Below are 13,707 nucleotides of genomic sequence, written 5' to 3' on the forward strand. Positions count from 1 at the left end.
CGCCCCGCCACCTTCCCCCCGGTGGCGGGGCGTACGCATGTCCGCCGGGAGGTGAGCAGGTGGCCGAGCCGATCACCGACCGGGACCGGGCCGAGGTCCGCCGCCTGCACGCCGAGGGCAAGTCCCGGAACCAGATCGCCCGCTCGACCGGCCGCAGCGCATCCACCATCAGCAAAATCGCCCGAGCCGAGGGCCTCGCGTTCAGCGGGGGCGCACGCGTCGCCGCCGCCACCGAGGCACGGCGGGCGGACGCTGCCGCACGGCGCGAGCAGCTCGCCGACGAGGCCCTCAACGGCGCGCTGGGCCAAGTCGTCCGCACGGGCGGGGCCGAGAACGCCCGGGACGCACGCGACCACGCCACCGCCGCCCGCGCCCTCACCGAGGTGCACGCCCGAGTCGCCGAGCTCACCCGCCGCACCGGCACCGGGAGCAGCGGCGGCTCGATGCTCGACCGTCTCGGCGAGGCCCTGCTCGGCCGTCCCGGGGGTGACAGTGAGGGGGCGTGATGGGCGGGCCCCTTCCCCTCTCCGACAAGCAGCTCGCCTCGATCCGGGGAGCGACCGCCCGGATCAACTTGTGGCACGGGTCGGTGCGCAGCGGTAAGACGATCGCCTCGCTTGTCTTCTTCCTGCTCATGGTGCGCCGCGCCCCCGCATCGGGCCTGATCGTCGTGTGCGGGCGCAGTCTCCAGACGATCGAGCGCAACTGCCTTGACGTTCTCCAGGACCCGGAACTCTTCGGAGAGGTCGCCGCCGAGGTGCACCACACCCGGGGCGCGACAACCGCCGTGATCCTGGGGCGCGTTGTGCACCTGATCGGGGCGAGCGACGCGCGGGCCGAGGGCCGGCTGCGAGGTCTGACGGCGTGCCTCGCGTACTGCGACGAGGTGACGCTGCTGCCCGCAGCGTTCTTCCGTCAACTGCTCGCCCGTCTCTCCGTGGCGGGCGCGAAGCTGGTCGGGACGACCAACCCGGACGGGCCTCGGCACTGGCTGCGGACCGAGTACCTCGACCGGGCCGACGAGCTCGACCTCGTCGATTTCCATTTCAAGCTGTCCGACAACCCGAGTCTTTCGGCTGAGTACGTCTCCGCGCTCGCCGCCGAGTTCACGGGCCTATGGCGCCGCAGGATGATCGAGGGCGAGTGGGTTGTCGCCGAGGGCTCGATCTACGACTGCTACGACGAGCAGCGGCACGTCGTCGACGAGCTGCCGGCCATGCACCGGTACTGGTGCGGCGTGGACTACGGCACGTCGAATCCCTTCTCTGCGGTTCTGCTCGGCCTCGGCGTCGACGGGCACCTGTATGCAGTGAGCGAGTGGCGTCACGACGCCCGCAAAGCGCACCGTCAGATGACCGACGCCGAGTACAGCCGTGCCGTACGCGGGTGGCTCGACGAGCTCGGCGTCGCCCCCGAGTGGACGTTCGTGGACCCCTCGGCCCTGAGCTTCTCCACCCAGCTTTGGGCCGACGGGCACCAGGGCGTCACCCGGGCCGTGAACGACGTCCTCGACGGCATCCGGTCGACCTCGGTCGCTCTGTCATCGGGCCTGCTCCGCATTCATCGCTCGTGCGCGGGCCTGCTCGCTGAGTTCCCCAACTACGTGTGGGATGACGCCGCCGCCGAGCGGGGCGAGGACAAGCCGGTGAAGAAGGACGACCACTCGCTCGACGCCCTGCGGTACGTGCTCCATTCGACGGCGCACGAGTGGCGGCACCTCGTCGCCCCCTCCACCTGAACCACCGCGCCCCGGCGCCTGCTCACACGAGGGGGTGCACCGTGGCACGCACATGGGCCGACCGCCTGCTCGACCGTCTCATCGACGCCCCGGGCGGCTGCTGGATATGGACCGGCTGCCTCGACCGCGACGGGTACGGGCGGATGCGGGTGGACGGCCGCCGGCAGTACGTGCACCGCCTCTCTTACGAGGGCCTGCGTGGGCGGATACCGGCGGGGCTGGAGATAGACCATCTGTGCAGGGTGCGCGCCTGCGCGAACCCTGACCACCTAGAACCGGTCCCGCACCGGGTCAACGTGCTGCGCGGCGAGTCCTTCGCCGCCCTCAAGGCCCGTCAGACGCAATGCGTCAACGGCCACACCTTCACCGCGGGCAGCGTCTACCGGGCGCCCAACGGCACCCGCAAGTGCCGGCCGTGCAGGGCCGCCGCAAACCAGCGATACCGGCAACGGCGAACGGGGGTGCACCGTGCCCCTTCCTGACACCAACGCACCGTGGCCCCCGCCGCATCTTGCCCGGCTGCTCGCCGAGATGCGCGTCGATGACGCGTGGTACTCCGGGGATCACAAGCGGCTCGCCGCCGTCTACCGGAACAACCCGACGCGCAAGGACGGACGCCGCCGGCTGTGGGCACGCGACAACCCAGTGCCCGGCAAGCACGAGTCGCGCCTGCACATCCCCCTCGCCGGCGACATCGCCACCGCCTCCGCTGATCTCCTTTTCGCCGAACCGCCCGTGTTCACTGTGGGGGACCCGGCGACGCAGGACCGGCTCGACGAGCTCGCCGAGACCGACGGCATCGCGAACACCCTTCTGGAAGCGGCCGAGGTCGCCGCCGCCCTCGGCGGCGTCTATCTCCGTGTGACATGGGACCGTGAACTCGTCGACCGGCCCCTGCTCACGGTCGTGCACGCCGACGCCGCCGTGCCCACCTTCCGATGGGGGCAGTTGATCGCCGTCACTTTCTGGCGCGAGCTCCCGTCGGACGCCGCCACCGTGTGGCGCCACTTGGAGAGGCACGAGACGGGTCGCATCCTGCACGGCTTGTACCAGGGGACGCCCGACAACCTCGGCCGACGGGTGCCGCTCACCGAGCACCCCGACACCGCGCCGCTCGCCGCTTCCCTCGGCCCCGAGGGCGACGCCATCGAGACCGGCCTCGACCGGCTCACCGCCGCCTACGTTCCCAACGTCCGCCCGAACCGCCGTCACCGCGGGAGCCCGTTCGGCCTCAGTGACTACGGCGTCCCGCTGTACGACCTGTTCGACGCCCTCGACACCACATGGACGTCATGGATTCGCGACCTGCGGCTCGCCCGAGCCCGGTTGATCATCCCCGACGCCTACCTGCGCGACCACGGGCCGGGCAGGGGTGCCTCGTTCGACGACGACCGCGAGGTCTGGCAGCTCCTGAACATCCCGCCGACCGAGACCAACGGCGGTATCACCATGGCCCAGTTCGCGATCCGGGTCGAGGAGCACGAGCGGACATCCGACGCAGCCACCAAGCAGGCCGTACGGTCCGCCGGCTACTCGCTCGGGACATTCGGCCTCGGCGATGACGGCGGCGCGGTCACCGCGACCGAGGTCAAGTCCCGGGACCGCCGCAGCCTGACCACCCGGGGTAAGAAGTCGCGTTACTGGGTGCCGCAGGTCGGCGAGATGCTGTTCGTGATGCTGCTGCTCGACCGGGCCCTGTTCACTCCGAGCCTCGTGCCTGAGCGTCCTCGAACCGAGTTCGGCGATTCCGTGAGCGAGGACATGAACACCCTCGCGCAGACCCTTTCCCTGTTCCAGCAGGCACAGGCCGTAAGCGTCGACACGAAGGTGCGCATGGTCCACCCCGAGTGGGACGAGACGGCCGTGCAGGAAGAGGTCGCGCGCATCCTCACCGAAACCGGCGCGGATGTGCCCGACCCTATGCAGTCTGGTGCCCTGGTTTAACTAACCGGCCCTGAAGATCACTCCCAAAAGGCGTTCAGCCCTTGCGCGCACTTCCGGGTCGGGGTGCGCCATCGCTACAGCAAGCAGCACTGTGAGCAGCGCAAAGAAGGGGGCAGAGACGGCCGCAACGGCCTGCACATCTGTCGTCATGCGGGAACAGTAGGCCAACTCCGTGACTCTTTAAATATACCCATTGCGAGAATCTGGATTACATTTAAAGAGTCACGCCCTAAATGCGCAGCTCACGCATTACGCAAGTTGACTTTCCTTTACGTGCGTTCGAATAGAGGCGTGATGCAAGTCACTTGAGAGTGCCTGGTTCACCATTCTCTGCACTTCTTTAGCAGCGAATGGGGGACTTGATGCCCATTCACCCCGGGATGGTCGAGGATCTCTCGGCCGGTGTCCGCGACCTGTACGCGGACGCCGAGCAGCGGCTGCTCGGCATCGTCGCCCGGCAGCTCGCCGCCGGGTACGACGCCCCCGGTTGGGCCGTGGCCAAGCTCGCCGACATCCAGCCCCTTCGCCGAGCCGCGCAGGGAGTCGTCGACTCCCTCGCCACGGCGACGCAGTTGGAAGTGTGGGACGCCGTCGCCGAGGCGTACAACGACGGCTCACGCGCAGGACTCGCCGAGCTCGGCGCCCTGCACGACGACGACGTACGACGCATCGCCGAGAGCACCCCCAACACGCGGGCGCTCGACCGCCTCGCCGCCGAGACAACCCAGCTCGTCACCGAGACCCATCGGGGCATCCTGCGCGGCGTCGAGGACGGATACCGGCAGGTGATCGCCGAAGTCTCCGCGACGCCGCTCCTGGGCATCGACTCCCGAAGGCAGGCCACCCAACGGGCGATGGAACGGTTCGCCGACCGGGGGCTGCGGACGTTCGTCGACCGCGCCGGCCGCTCCTGGCAGATGACGTCCTACGCCGAGATGGCCACCCGTACCGCTGTAGGGCGTGCCGCAGTCGAGGGGCACGGCGACCGGCTGCGCGCGGCCGGACTCGACCTCGTCATCGTGTCCGCCGCCCCGCACCACTGCCCGCTCTGCGACCCGTTCGAGGGCAAGGTCTTGTCCCTCGACGGCCCCGACGGCGCCCGTACGGTCGAGGCCGAGCACACCGTCGAGGACGGGCGCACCGTGCGCGTGGACATCGCCGGAAGCCTCGACGAGGCGCGGCGCGCTGGGCTGCAACACCCCAACTGCCGACACGCCACCTCGGCTTACCTTCCGGGCATCACGGTGGCCCCGGTCGAGCACTCCGAGGACCCCGACGGGTACGAGGCGTCGCAGAAGCAGCGGGCGATCGAGCGCGGAATCAGGAAGTGGAAGAACCGCGCCGCCGCCTCACCCTCACCCGAGGGCAAGCGTGCGGCCGAGGCGAAGGTGCGCGCCTGGCAGAAGAAGCAGCGCGAGCACCTCGCCGCCCACCCCGAACTCATCCGGCGACGCGAACGCGAGCAGCCCGGAGCGAGCAACCTCCCGCCGGACAACGGCACGGCCGGACGCCCCGGGGCCCCCGCCGGCCCGGGGTCGGACCCGTTCGAGGCGGCGCGCGTGCGCGCGGGCGATGCCCGGACGCTTCCGGAAATGGGCGACGAGCAGCTCGGCGCGGCGATGCGGCCCGGGGTCCTGGACGACCGCGACCTCGGCCGTATCCGGGCCGATAGTGACCGGCGCGACGAGCAGGCCCTGCTCGACCGCATCCGGCCGCAGGGGCGGCTCGCCGACAACCTCGCCGAGTTCAGCGACGACGAGCTCGCCCGCGTCTCCTCCCGCCTCGGCGACGAGGACATGCTGCGCGTCATGGCGGAGATGGACCGGCGCGACGTCGACGCCGCCATTCCGGGCATCCGGCGGGACCTCGTCGGCATGTCCGAGCAGGAACTCGCGCAGCGCGCCCGCCACGTCGAGGGCGACCAAGCGGCGATCGGTGCCGAAGTGCACCGCCGCCGCCTGCTCGCCGACCTCTTCCCCGGCGGGCGCCTTACCGCGGACCTGTCCGCGCTCGGCGACGACGTCCTCGTCTGGGGGGTGCGGTACGCCGCCCCGGACGACGCCGCCCGAATCGCCGCCGAGATCGACCGCCGGTACCCCGCTCCCCCGCCCCCGGCGACGAGCGGCGCCACCGTCGCCGACACGCTCGCCAACCGGGCCGCCCTCGACGACGCGATGCAGCCCGTCCGCCTCGACGACCCGCCGCCCGCCGACCCCGACGAGTGGGGCGCGTACGGGCGCGACATCGAGAAGGGCCCCGACGGAACCGAGCACATGTCCGCCGCCGAACGCTGGGCGTACGAGAAGGAGCTCGCCGAACGGCAGGCCCAAGTCGCCTACACCCGGGCCGAGATACGCGAGATGTACCAAGAACACATCCACCTGCAATGGCTCGCCGCCGAGGACGCCACCCGGGGTCATCTGCTCAGCCGCAGCGCCGAGGCCGCCGGCGTCGACCCCCGGTCACTGTTCACCGGCCCCTCGCACATCGCCTACGCCCGAGCCTCCGAGGACTTGATCAGGTTCTGGGAGGACGAGTCACCACGCGTGACCTTGACCGAGTTCACCGAGCAGGTAACCGGGGTGCGCACCAGCGCGGGCGACACCGCCCGCAGCGCGCGCGACGACCAACGCCGCAAGCAGTAGAGACGGGGTGGCGATGGGATTCCGCGAGGACGCCGTACGTGCACAGCAGGCCGGACGCGAGGCAGCCCGCGCGGGACAACCGCCGACCGTCTGCCCGCACCGCGCCGCCGAGCCCCTGCTGCGCGCCGCATGGGTGCGCGGGTACGCCGCCGCCCAGCAGCCCGCCCCGCCCGAGTAGCCCCTCTCCCCTCCCTCTTCCAGGGCCGCCGATCCGGCGGCCCTTTCTCATGTCCGCACGAGCCCCGGAGGGCCACCCCGCCATGCCCGAGCAGTACCTCGACGTACCCCTGCCCAGCCACCCGCGCACGGGCGAGGCCGCCCTCGGCTTCCGCCGCGACGGCCGCCCGATCTGGCCCATCAAGGGAGGGTCCGGCGAGGGCGAGGGCACCGCCCCGCCCGCCCCGGAAGGCGCACCGGACAGCGGCCCGGCCACGCCGCCCGCACCGCAGGGTGACCCGGCCGCCGAGCAGCAGCTCGCCGACGCGACGCAGCGCGCAGAGCAGGCCGCCACCGAGCGGGACGAGCTGCGCGCCGCACTCGACGCCGTGACCAAGGCACTCAACCCGAACGGGGGCGAGGCCGAGCAGGACCCGGCGAAATTGGCCGCCGCCGTCGCCGAGCGCGACCGGCTGCTCGCTGAGCACGCCGACGAGCTGCGGTCCGCACGAGTCGAGCTCGCCATCGCGCGCGCCGCCGCCGACCAGGGCGCGCGCGGCGACCGCCTGCTGAACTCCCGCAGTTTCCTCGCCTCGGTCGCCGGCCTCAACCCCCTCGACAAGGGGTTCGACGAGCAGCTCGTCGCCGCCATCAAGAGCGCCGTCGACGCCGATCCGGACCTGTACCGCGCCGCCCCGCAGGGGCCGCCGCGCAGTGGTGCGGAGTTCAACGGCGCTCCGGACGGCGAGCAGCGCCGGCCCGCTTCCCTGCACGACGCCATCGCCGCCCGCCTCGGCGGCTGACCTTCTGAACTGGAGACACTGCACGTGGCAATCACTCTCGCCGACGCACGGCTGAACACGCAGGACGACGTCGATATGCAGGTGATCGACGAGTTCCGCAAGTCGTCTTGGCTGCTCGACAACCTCACCTTCGACGACTGCGTCTCGCCTGCGGGCGGGGGCGCGACCCTCTCGTACGGATACACCCGCCTCATCACCGAGCGGCCAGCCGGATTCCGTCCGTACAACACGGAGTACCCCAAGGCACAGGCCGCGCGGAAACGCTTCTCCGTCGACCTGTCCCCGCTCGGCGGAAAGTTCGAGGTCGACCGTGTCCTCGCCACGCTCGGCGCGGCGGCGACCAACGAGACCACGTTCCAGATGAACCAGACGATCAAGAGCGCGAACGCGTTCTTTTCCGATCAGGTCATCAACGGCAAGCGGGTCACCACCCCGGGCGCCGAGCAGGGATTCGATGGTCTCGACAAGGGGCTCGTCGGCTCCAACACCGAGATGGGTGCCGGGGCTTCGGTCGACTGGACCGGCGCGACGCTCGGCGAATCCCGCGCCAGGGCGAACGACGCGATCGACCTGCTCGACGAGTTCCTGTCCCTGCTCGACGGGCAGCCCTCGGCGCTGTTCGGGAACAAGAAGACCATCGCCCGCGTGCGCAGCCTCGCCCGACGGGCCGGCTACTACGACCGGACGCAGGGCGCTTTCGGGCAGCGCATCGAGTCGTACAACGGAATCGTGCTCGTCGACCTCGGCGAGAAGGCGGGCGCGACCACCCCCGTGATCCCGGTCGAGTCGCGCGACGTCGACGGCGCGGGCGCCGGTACGGCGATCTCTGGACTGTCCGACCTGTACGCCGTCCGCCTCGGCATCGACGGTTTCCACGCGGTATCCACAACCGGTGGACAGCTCGTGCGTCAGTGGCTGCCCGACTTCACCACCGCCGGCGCGGTCAAGGAAGGCGAGGTAGAGCTCGGCCCGGTCGCCGTGGTGCTCAAGGCGACCAAGGCCGCCGCCGTCCTGCGGAACATCAAGGTGCAGTGATGGCCCGATACAAGATCACCGCCCCGCACGAGGGCGACGAGCAGATCGGCGGCGTCACCTTCACCGACGGCCGGGCGACCGCGACCGAGCTCGGCGCGGGGGTGCTGCTGTACTTCCGGCGCCACGGCTACACCGTCGAGCAGCTCGACGACGATCCGCCGGGCACACCCCCGGACACCGACCAGGACGGCCCGCCAGGCACCAAGCCGGCGGGCCGTTCTGCTGCCCGCACCAAGAGGGGGTGAGCGTGGCCCGGCAGCCCTACGCCACCCCCGAGCAACTCGCGACATGGCTCGGCACCCCCGCCCCGGCGGGTGCCGAGCGGCTGCTCGCCCGAGCGGGCGAGGACATCGACTCGGCACTGCTCACCGCCGTTTACCGGGTCGACGAGGACGGCGACCCCATCGAGCCTCGCGTCGTGGCCGCGCTCGGCGACGCCACCTGTGCGCAGGTCGAGCACTGGCTCGCCACGGGGGACGACGGCACGGGCGCCGGGGGCGTCTGGGACTCGGTCTCGATCGGCCCGGTAAGCCTGTCGGGGCGCAGCCGCACCCCCGCCGCAGCGTCCGGTGTCGAGCTCGCGCCGCGCGCCGACCGTGCGCTGCGGCGCGCTGGACTCACCCCGGGGCGGGTGATCGCGTGGTGAACCTTCCGCTCTTCCTGCTGCGTCACCGGGTGACCGTCGAGCCCTACCTCGGCGACGGCGCGTACGGGCCCACATTTGGCGATCCGGCCGTCGACGTGCCCGCCCTGGTGGGCGAGTCCGTGCGCATGGTGCGTACCGCGGACCGCGAAGTGACCAGTACCGCACAGGTCATCGCGACCGCGGAACTGCACTGCCCGGTCGGCTCACGCATCACTCTTCCCGACGGACGTACGGCGACCGCCCTCGTCGTTTCCCGCCACACCGCCCCGGGGCTCCCGGTGCCCGCGTGCACAGAGGTGATGTGCGGATGAGCCGTGCCCGACTGCGCTGGACCGGTGACGCCGCCACAGCGGCGATCCGGCAGGCCGCCGCCCGAGGGCTGCTGCTCGCCGGCGAGCACGTGCTCGGCGCGAGCAGGCAGCGCGTACCGATCAACGAGGGCACCCTCGAACGGTCCGGCGCCGTGTCGGTCGACGAGCAGCAGATGACCGTCGCCGTCTCGTACGACACCCCGTACGCACGCAGGGTGCACGAGGACATGACCGCCCGGCACGCCCCCGGGCGTTCGGCGAAGTACCTCGAAAGCGTGCTGCCCGAGCAGGCCGCAACGGTGCAGGCGATCATCGCCGCGCAGGTACGGCGGGCGCTGCACTGATGACCTACACCGTCGACCTGCTCGACGGCCTCGCCCGCCTGCTGCACTCCGCCGGCGTCGGCATCTACCGCCCCGACGGCCTGTACGCCCCGGGCGAGACCGCGATCACCATCGCCGCCCTTCCGCCCTCCCCCGACCGCTGCATCTGCCTGTCCGCCTACCCGGTCGCCGACTCGTCGGTGCTGACCGACACCACGACCGGTGTGCAGGCCCGTACCCGTGCGGGCGCGGACCCGCGCGAGGTCGACGCCCTCGACGACCAGGTGCACGGCGTCTTGCACGCGTCCGGCCCCCACCTCTTCGGGGCCGTGCCGGTGCAGCTCGTCTTTCGCGTCTCGGCCGCCGCGATCGGCGCGGACGCCTCGGGCCGCTGGGAGCGGACCAGCAACTACTACGCGCGCGCCCACCGGGCGCACCCGAACCTCGAATAGGAGGCGCCTTGAGCACCCCGACGCCACCGGCCGAGACGATCACCGCGCTTGCCCGCCGCTACCGCCTTGAGATCGACATGGGCACGACGCCGGGCACCCCGAATTGGTCGCTCGTCCCCGGAGTCACCGAGTTCTCTCCGAAGATCGAACCCACCCAGCAGGACGTCACGACGTACGACGCCGAGGGATGGGTCGAGCAGGTCGTGACCTCGCTCGCGTGGTCGGTCGAGACGACAATCGCCCACCGCGCGCACCCGACCACGGGGAAGTTCAACGCCGCCCAAGAGGCCCTGCGCAAGGCCGCCCGCACGTTCGGTGCCAAGAGCTATGTCTCGGTCCGCTACTACGACCGCAACGGGGCCGACGACGCGCAGCAGGGCCTCGCGCTGGTGACGTGGGAGCCGGACGGAGGCGGCCCCGACGAGGTCGACACCATCAAGGTCACGCTTACCGGCTCGGGCCCGTTGACCGAGATAGCCAACCCCGTTGCCGGGGGAGGGACGTTCTCCAAGATGGTCAAGGAGGGCGAGGCGTAGTGGCGTTCAAGGCCCTCGGTGAACTCCTCGACGAGTCCCTGTCCCTTCCGCGCGGCGACACCCTGTACGTGGTCGCCGCCCCGTCCGCCGAGGTGGGTCTGCGGACACAGGCACTGATCAATGCCGCCGCCGTCGCCGCCGACGGCGGGGCGGTCGACGAGCAGGTGCTCGGCGATGCCGCCGAGCGCGACCTGTACCGCGATGTCCTGGGAGCCGCCCACGATCAGATGGTCGCGGACGGCGTCCCGTGGCCCTACCTGAAGCACGCCGCTTTGACGGCGATGGTGTGGATCGCGCAGGACATGGCCGCCGCCGAACGCTTCTGGAACGCGGGCGGCGACCCTTCTCGGCTGGCCCCGAACCGGGCAGCTCGACGCCGGTCGGATGCGGCGAGCTCGACCCCGTCTCGGGGCTCTACGAGTGGTACGAGTACCCGCAAGGGCACCACCCGAGCCAAGTCAAAGGGCAAGCGCAAGACCTGACTTGGGCCCGGATTCTCGGCGAGTGGGACCTCGTCGAGGCTGATCTGCACGAGGTCTACGGCATCGACGTAGGCACTCCCGGTCTGCTGCAACAACGCTCCTGGCGATGGCTGCGCGTGCGCGTCCTCGCCCTGCTCTCGGCCGAGTCCCGCCTCGCCCGCGTGCTCACCCCTCCGCCCGACTCCCCTCCCACGGGAGGTCAGACCGCCCGGAGGTGATGAGCCATGGCCCTTATGGTCGGCGAGCTCGCCGCGACCGTCGTCATCGACGACTCGGGCACGGGCGCGGGCATGAACCGCGCCCGCGCCCGCGTGCAGGCGGGCGGCGACCAGATCGCCGCCACCGCCGACCGGGCCGGACAGCAGGCGGGCGACAGTCTCGGCGGCGGCCTCGCGGACGGCGCGGCCGAGGGCGGCGAGCGCGCCTCGCGCGGCATGGGCACCGCGCTGAAAGGTTTCGCCGCGATGGCGATCGGCGCGGGCATCGGGGCCGCGCTCCTGGCCGGCGTCGGCCAGGCCCTCGACCAAGGCAAGATTCCCGGACAGCTTCAGGCGCAGCTCGGTACGACCGGACCGGTCGCCGCGAAGTACGGCAAGGTCGCCGGCGACCTGTACGCGGGGGCGATCGTCGACTCGGTGCAGACCGGCGCCGACGTCATCAAGGGCATCGCTCAAAACGGGCTGCTGCCCCCGGAGGCGACCAACGCGCAGATCCAGACCATGAGTCGGCGCGTCGCCGACACCGCCAGCATGATGGGCGAGGACGTCGGCAAGGTCAGCCGCGCCGTGGGCGTCATGCTCAAGTCGGGGATCGCCAAGTCGGCCGACGAGGCGATGAACGTCCTCGTCAAGGGCACCCAGCGGGGCGCGAATTCCGCCGAGGATCTCCTCGACACGTTCTCTGAATACCCGACGCAGTTCCGGGATTTGGGGCTCGACGCGCAGACCGCAATGGGCCTCATGCAACAGGGGTTGCAGGGTGGCGCGCGCGATGCGGACACGGTCGCGGATGGCTTGAAGGAATTCGCCATCCGCAGCAAGGACATGTCCGAGGGGTCCGTCGAGGCTTTCAAGGCCATCGGCCTCAACGCGGGTCAGATGGCGAAGGTCTTCACGGACGGCGGGCCGAAAGCAGCGACCGCGCTCGATACGGTCCTCGACCGGCTGCGCAACATCGAAGACCCGGCCAAACGGAATGCCGTTGCCGTTGGGCTCTTCGGAACCAAGGCCGAGGACTTGCAGGCCGCCTTGTTCAAGATGGACCCGAGCTCGGCGGTAAGTGCCCTCGGGAGCGTCAAGGGTGCGGTCGACGGCGCGGGCAACGCGATGCGCGACAACGCCGCGACGAAAATCGAGGTCTTCAAAAGGGCTGCGATTCAGGGTGTCGTCGAGCTGCTCGGCACGTACGTCATTCCGGCCCTGATGAAGGGTGCCGAGTGGGTCGGCAGTCTCGGCTCGGCGTTCGCTACCGCGGGCGCGTTCATCTCCCAGCACTCGACGGTCTTCTCGATCGTCGCGGGGGTCATCGGCGCGATTCTCCTGCCGACGTTGATCGTCCTCGCCGTGCAGGCAGGGACGACCGCCGTCGCGGTGGTCGCGAGCTGGATCGCGCAGGGAGCCGCCGGAACCGCTGCCGGCGTGCGCTTCCTCGCGACCAACGCCTTGATGCTCGCCGGGTGGATCGCGCAGGGGGCGGGCGCGGGAGCAGCGGCGGCGCGCGTCGTTGCGGCATGGGTCCTCATGGGCGCGCAGTCCATGATTCAGGGGGCCCGGATGGCCGCTGCATGGGTCCTCGCGATGGGCCCGGTCGGCTGGATCATCACCGCCGTCGTCGCCCTCGTCGCCCTGATCGTCTCCAACTGGGATTCGATCGTCTCGGCGACGCGCACCGCCTGGGATTGGGTGTGGGGAAAGATCAAGGGAGTGGGTCAGTTCCTGCTCGACCTGTTCCTGAACTTCACGCTCGTCGGCATCATCATCAAGCACTGGGACTCCATCAAGGCCGGAACACAACGCGCGTGGGACGCCGTCGTGAACTGGGTCAAGGGAATCCCCGGGGCGATCGTCCGCTTCTTCCTGAACTGGACCCTGGTCGGCTTGATCATCAAGCACTGGGACTCCATCAAGGTCGGCGTCGCCCGTAAGGGACTTGAGCTGATCGCGTGGGTGCGCGGACTGCCCGCGACGATCGGCCGCGCGGTGGGAAATCTGGGACGGCTCCTGTACGACAAGGGGCTCGACGTCGTGCGCGGCTTGTGGAACGGCATCAAGTCCATGGGTGCTTGGCTCGGACGACAGCTCGTCAGCTTCGCGAAGAACATGATCCCCGGGCCGATCGCCTCGGCGCTCGGCATCAAGAGCCCCTCACGCCTGATGCGCGACAAGATCGGAAAGTTCATTCCGGCGGGCATCATCGAGGGCATCAAGGCAGGGTCCCCCGCGCTCGACCGCACCATGCGCCGCCTGATCCCCACACCGGCCGCACCGCAGTTCGCCACCGCCGGGGCACCCGCCAACTCGGGCGGACGCACCGGGGGTTGGGGCGGTTCGGTGCACATCGAGAACTGGCACGCGGGCAGCGCGAGCGCAGACCAGACCGCCGCCGCGCTCGCCTGGCACGCCAAGGGCAGGGGGTAA

General features: G+C 70.7%; 17 protein-coding genes. 16 read left to right on the plus strand and 1 reads right to left on the minus strand.

Annotation, left to right across the window (positions count from 1 at the left end; genetic code table 11):
- The first annotated feature begins 59 nt into the window (after positions 1-59).
- Genes ACFYVL_RS27765 through ACFYVL_RS27780 form a run of 4 tightly spaced genes read left to right on the plus strand, consistent with a single transcriptional unit; the run spans position 60 to position 3,682 of the window.
- Positions 60-506 (plus strand): helix-turn-helix domain-containing protein, encoded by a 447-nt coding sequence (locus ACFYVL_RS27765; RefSeq protein WP_389249467.1) that lies wholly within the window; start codon positions 60-62, stop codon positions 504-506.
- The gene (locus ACFYVL_RS27770) at positions 506-1,738 is read left to right on the plus strand and encodes a PBSX family phage terminase large subunit (protein ID WP_389249469.1); all 1,233 of its coding nucleotides are present in this window, start codon (positions 506-508) and stop codon (positions 1,736-1,738) included. Before ACFYVL_RS27765 ends, ACFYVL_RS27770 begins: the two co-directional genes overlap by 1 nt.
- 41 nt (positions 1,739-1,779) lie before the next feature.
- Positions 1,780-2,220, plus strand: a complete 441-nt coding sequence (locus ACFYVL_RS27775; RefSeq protein WP_389249471.1) for an HNH endonuclease signature motif containing protein — start codon at positions 1,780-1,782, stop codon at positions 2,218-2,220.
- The gene (locus tag ACFYVL_RS27780) at positions 2,207-3,682 is read left to right on the plus strand and encodes a phage portal protein (RefSeq protein ID WP_389249473.1); all 1,476 of its coding nucleotides are present in this window, start codon (positions 2,207-2,209) and stop codon (positions 3,680-3,682) included. The genes ACFYVL_RS27775 and ACFYVL_RS27780 overlap by 14 nt, the downstream gene beginning before the upstream one ends.
- On the opposite strand, the gene ACFYVL_RS27785 is transcribed toward ACFYVL_RS27780, so the two are convergent.
- The gene (locus tag ACFYVL_RS27785; RefSeq protein WP_389249475.1) at positions 3,683-3,832 is read right to left on the minus strand and encodes a hypothetical protein; all 150 of its coding nucleotides are present in this window, start codon (positions 3,830-3,832) and stop codon (positions 3,683-3,685) included. It abuts the gene before it with no gap.
- Positions 3,833-4,044: 212 nt separating this feature from the next.
- Here ACFYVL_RS27785 and ACFYVL_RS27790 point away from each other — a divergent pair, with 212 nt between their 5' ends.
- The 12 genes from ACFYVL_RS27790 (at position 4,045) to ACFYVL_RS27845 (ending at position 13,707) form a co-directional block, all read left to right on the plus strand.
- Positions 4,045-6,327: a phage minor capsid protein gene (locus tag ACFYVL_RS27790; RefSeq protein ID WP_389249477.1), complete on the plus strand. Its 2,283-nt coding sequence runs from the start codon at positions 4,045-4,047 to the stop codon at positions 6,325-6,327.
- 13 nt (positions 6,328-6,340) lie between these two features.
- Positions 6,341-6,505 (plus strand): Rmf/CrpP fold protein, encoded by a 165-nt coding sequence (locus tag ACFYVL_RS27795; protein ID WP_389249479.1) that lies wholly within the window; start codon positions 6,341-6,343, stop codon positions 6,503-6,505.
- Between the two features lie 49 nt (positions 6,506-6,554).
- Positions 6,555-7,286: a hypothetical protein gene (locus tag ACFYVL_RS27800; RefSeq protein WP_389249481.1), complete on the plus strand. Its 732-nt coding sequence runs from the start codon at positions 6,555-6,557 to the stop codon at positions 7,284-7,286.
- Positions 7,287-7,310: 24 nt separating this feature from the next.
- On the plus strand, positions 7,311-8,321 hold the full coding sequence (locus ACFYVL_RS27805; protein WP_389249483.1) for a major capsid protein: 1,011 nt from the start codon (positions 7,311-7,313) through the stop codon (positions 8,319-8,321).
- Positions 8,321-8,566 (plus strand): hypothetical protein, encoded by a 246-nt coding sequence (locus tag ACFYVL_RS27810; protein WP_389249485.1) that lies wholly within the window; start codon positions 8,321-8,323, stop codon positions 8,564-8,566. The genes ACFYVL_RS27805 and ACFYVL_RS27810 overlap by 1 nt, the downstream gene beginning before the upstream one ends.
- Positions 8,567-8,568: 2 nt before the next feature.
- Positions 8,569-8,967, plus strand: a complete 399-nt coding sequence (locus ACFYVL_RS27815) for a hypothetical protein (RefSeq protein WP_389249487.1) — start codon at positions 8,569-8,571, stop codon at positions 8,965-8,967.
- Positions 8,961-9,278 (plus strand): hypothetical protein, encoded by a 318-nt coding sequence (locus tag ACFYVL_RS27820; protein WP_389249489.1) that lies wholly within the window; start codon positions 8,961-8,963, stop codon positions 9,276-9,278. The genes ACFYVL_RS27815 and ACFYVL_RS27820 overlap by 7 nt, the downstream gene beginning before the upstream one ends.
- Positions 9,275-9,622, plus strand: coding sequence for a hypothetical protein (locus ACFYVL_RS27825; RefSeq protein ID WP_389249491.1), 348 nt, complete (start codon positions 9,275-9,277; stop codon positions 9,620-9,622). The genes ACFYVL_RS27820 and ACFYVL_RS27825 overlap by 4 nt, the downstream gene beginning before the upstream one ends.
- Positions 9,622-10,053 carry a minor capsid protein gene (locus ACFYVL_RS27830; protein WP_389249493.1) on the plus strand — a complete coding sequence of 144 codons (432 nt, stop codon included), beginning with the start codon at positions 9,622-9,624 and terminating at the stop codon, positions 10,051-10,053. The genes ACFYVL_RS27825 and ACFYVL_RS27830 overlap by 1 nt, the downstream gene beginning before the upstream one ends.
- Positions 10,054-10,061: 8 nt before the next feature.
- Positions 10,062-10,589 carry a phage tail tube protein gene (locus ACFYVL_RS27835; protein ID WP_389249494.1) on the plus strand — a complete coding sequence of 176 codons (528 nt, stop codon included), beginning with the start codon at positions 10,062-10,064 and terminating at the stop codon, positions 10,587-10,589.
- Positions 10,589-11,071, plus strand: coding sequence for a hypothetical protein (locus ACFYVL_RS27840; protein ID WP_389249496.1), 483 nt, complete (start codon positions 10,589-10,591; stop codon positions 11,069-11,071). Before ACFYVL_RS27835 ends, ACFYVL_RS27840 begins: the two co-directional genes overlap by 1 nt.
- Before the next feature lie 224 nt (positions 11,072-11,295).
- A complete protein-coding gene (locus ACFYVL_RS27845; RefSeq protein WP_389249498.1) occupies positions 11,296-13,707 on the plus strand; it encodes a phage tail tape measure protein in 2,412 nt (803 codons plus the stop codon).

It is taken from the genome of Streptomyces sp. NPDC004111 (assembly GCF_042874215.1).
In the GTDB taxonomy this organism is placed as follows: Bacteria; Actinomycetota; Actinomycetes; order Streptomycetales; family Streptomycetaceae; genus Streptomyces.

Coding starts and splice junctions, on each gene's coding strand:
- ACFYVL_RS27770 (WP_389249469.1), top strand. CDS start 506: ATGGGCGGGCCCCTTCCCCTCTCCGACAAGCAGCTCGCCTCGATCCGG.
- ACFYVL_RS27785 (WP_389249475.1), bottom strand. CDS start 3,832: ATGACGACAGATGTGCAGGCCGTTGCGGCCGTCTCTGCCCCCTTCTTT.
- ACFYVL_RS27790 (WP_389249477.1), top strand. CDS start 4,045: ATGCCCATTCACCCCGGGATGGTCGAGGATCTCTCGGCCGGTGTCCGC.
- ACFYVL_RS27795 (WP_389249479.1), top strand. CDS start 6,341: ATGGGATTCCGCGAGGACGCCGTACGTGCACAGCAGGCCGGACGCGAG.
- ACFYVL_RS27800 (WP_389249481.1), top strand. CDS start 6,555: ATGTCCGCACGAGCCCCGGAGGGCCACCCCGCCATGCCCGAGCAGTAC.
- ACFYVL_RS27810 (WP_389249485.1), top strand. CDS start 8,321: ATGGCCCGATACAAGATCACCGCCCCGCACGAGGGCGACGAGCAGATC.
- ACFYVL_RS27825 (WP_389249491.1), top strand. CDS start 9,275: ATGAGCCGTGCCCGACTGCGCTGGACCGGTGACGCCGCCACAGCGGCG.
- ACFYVL_RS27830 (WP_389249493.1), top strand. CDS start 9,622: ATGACCTACACCGTCGACCTGCTCGACGGCCTCGCCCGCCTGCTGCAC.
- ACFYVL_RS27845 (WP_389249498.1), top strand. CDS start 11,296: ATGGCCCTTATGGTCGGCGAGCTCGCCGCGACCGTCGTCATCGACGAC.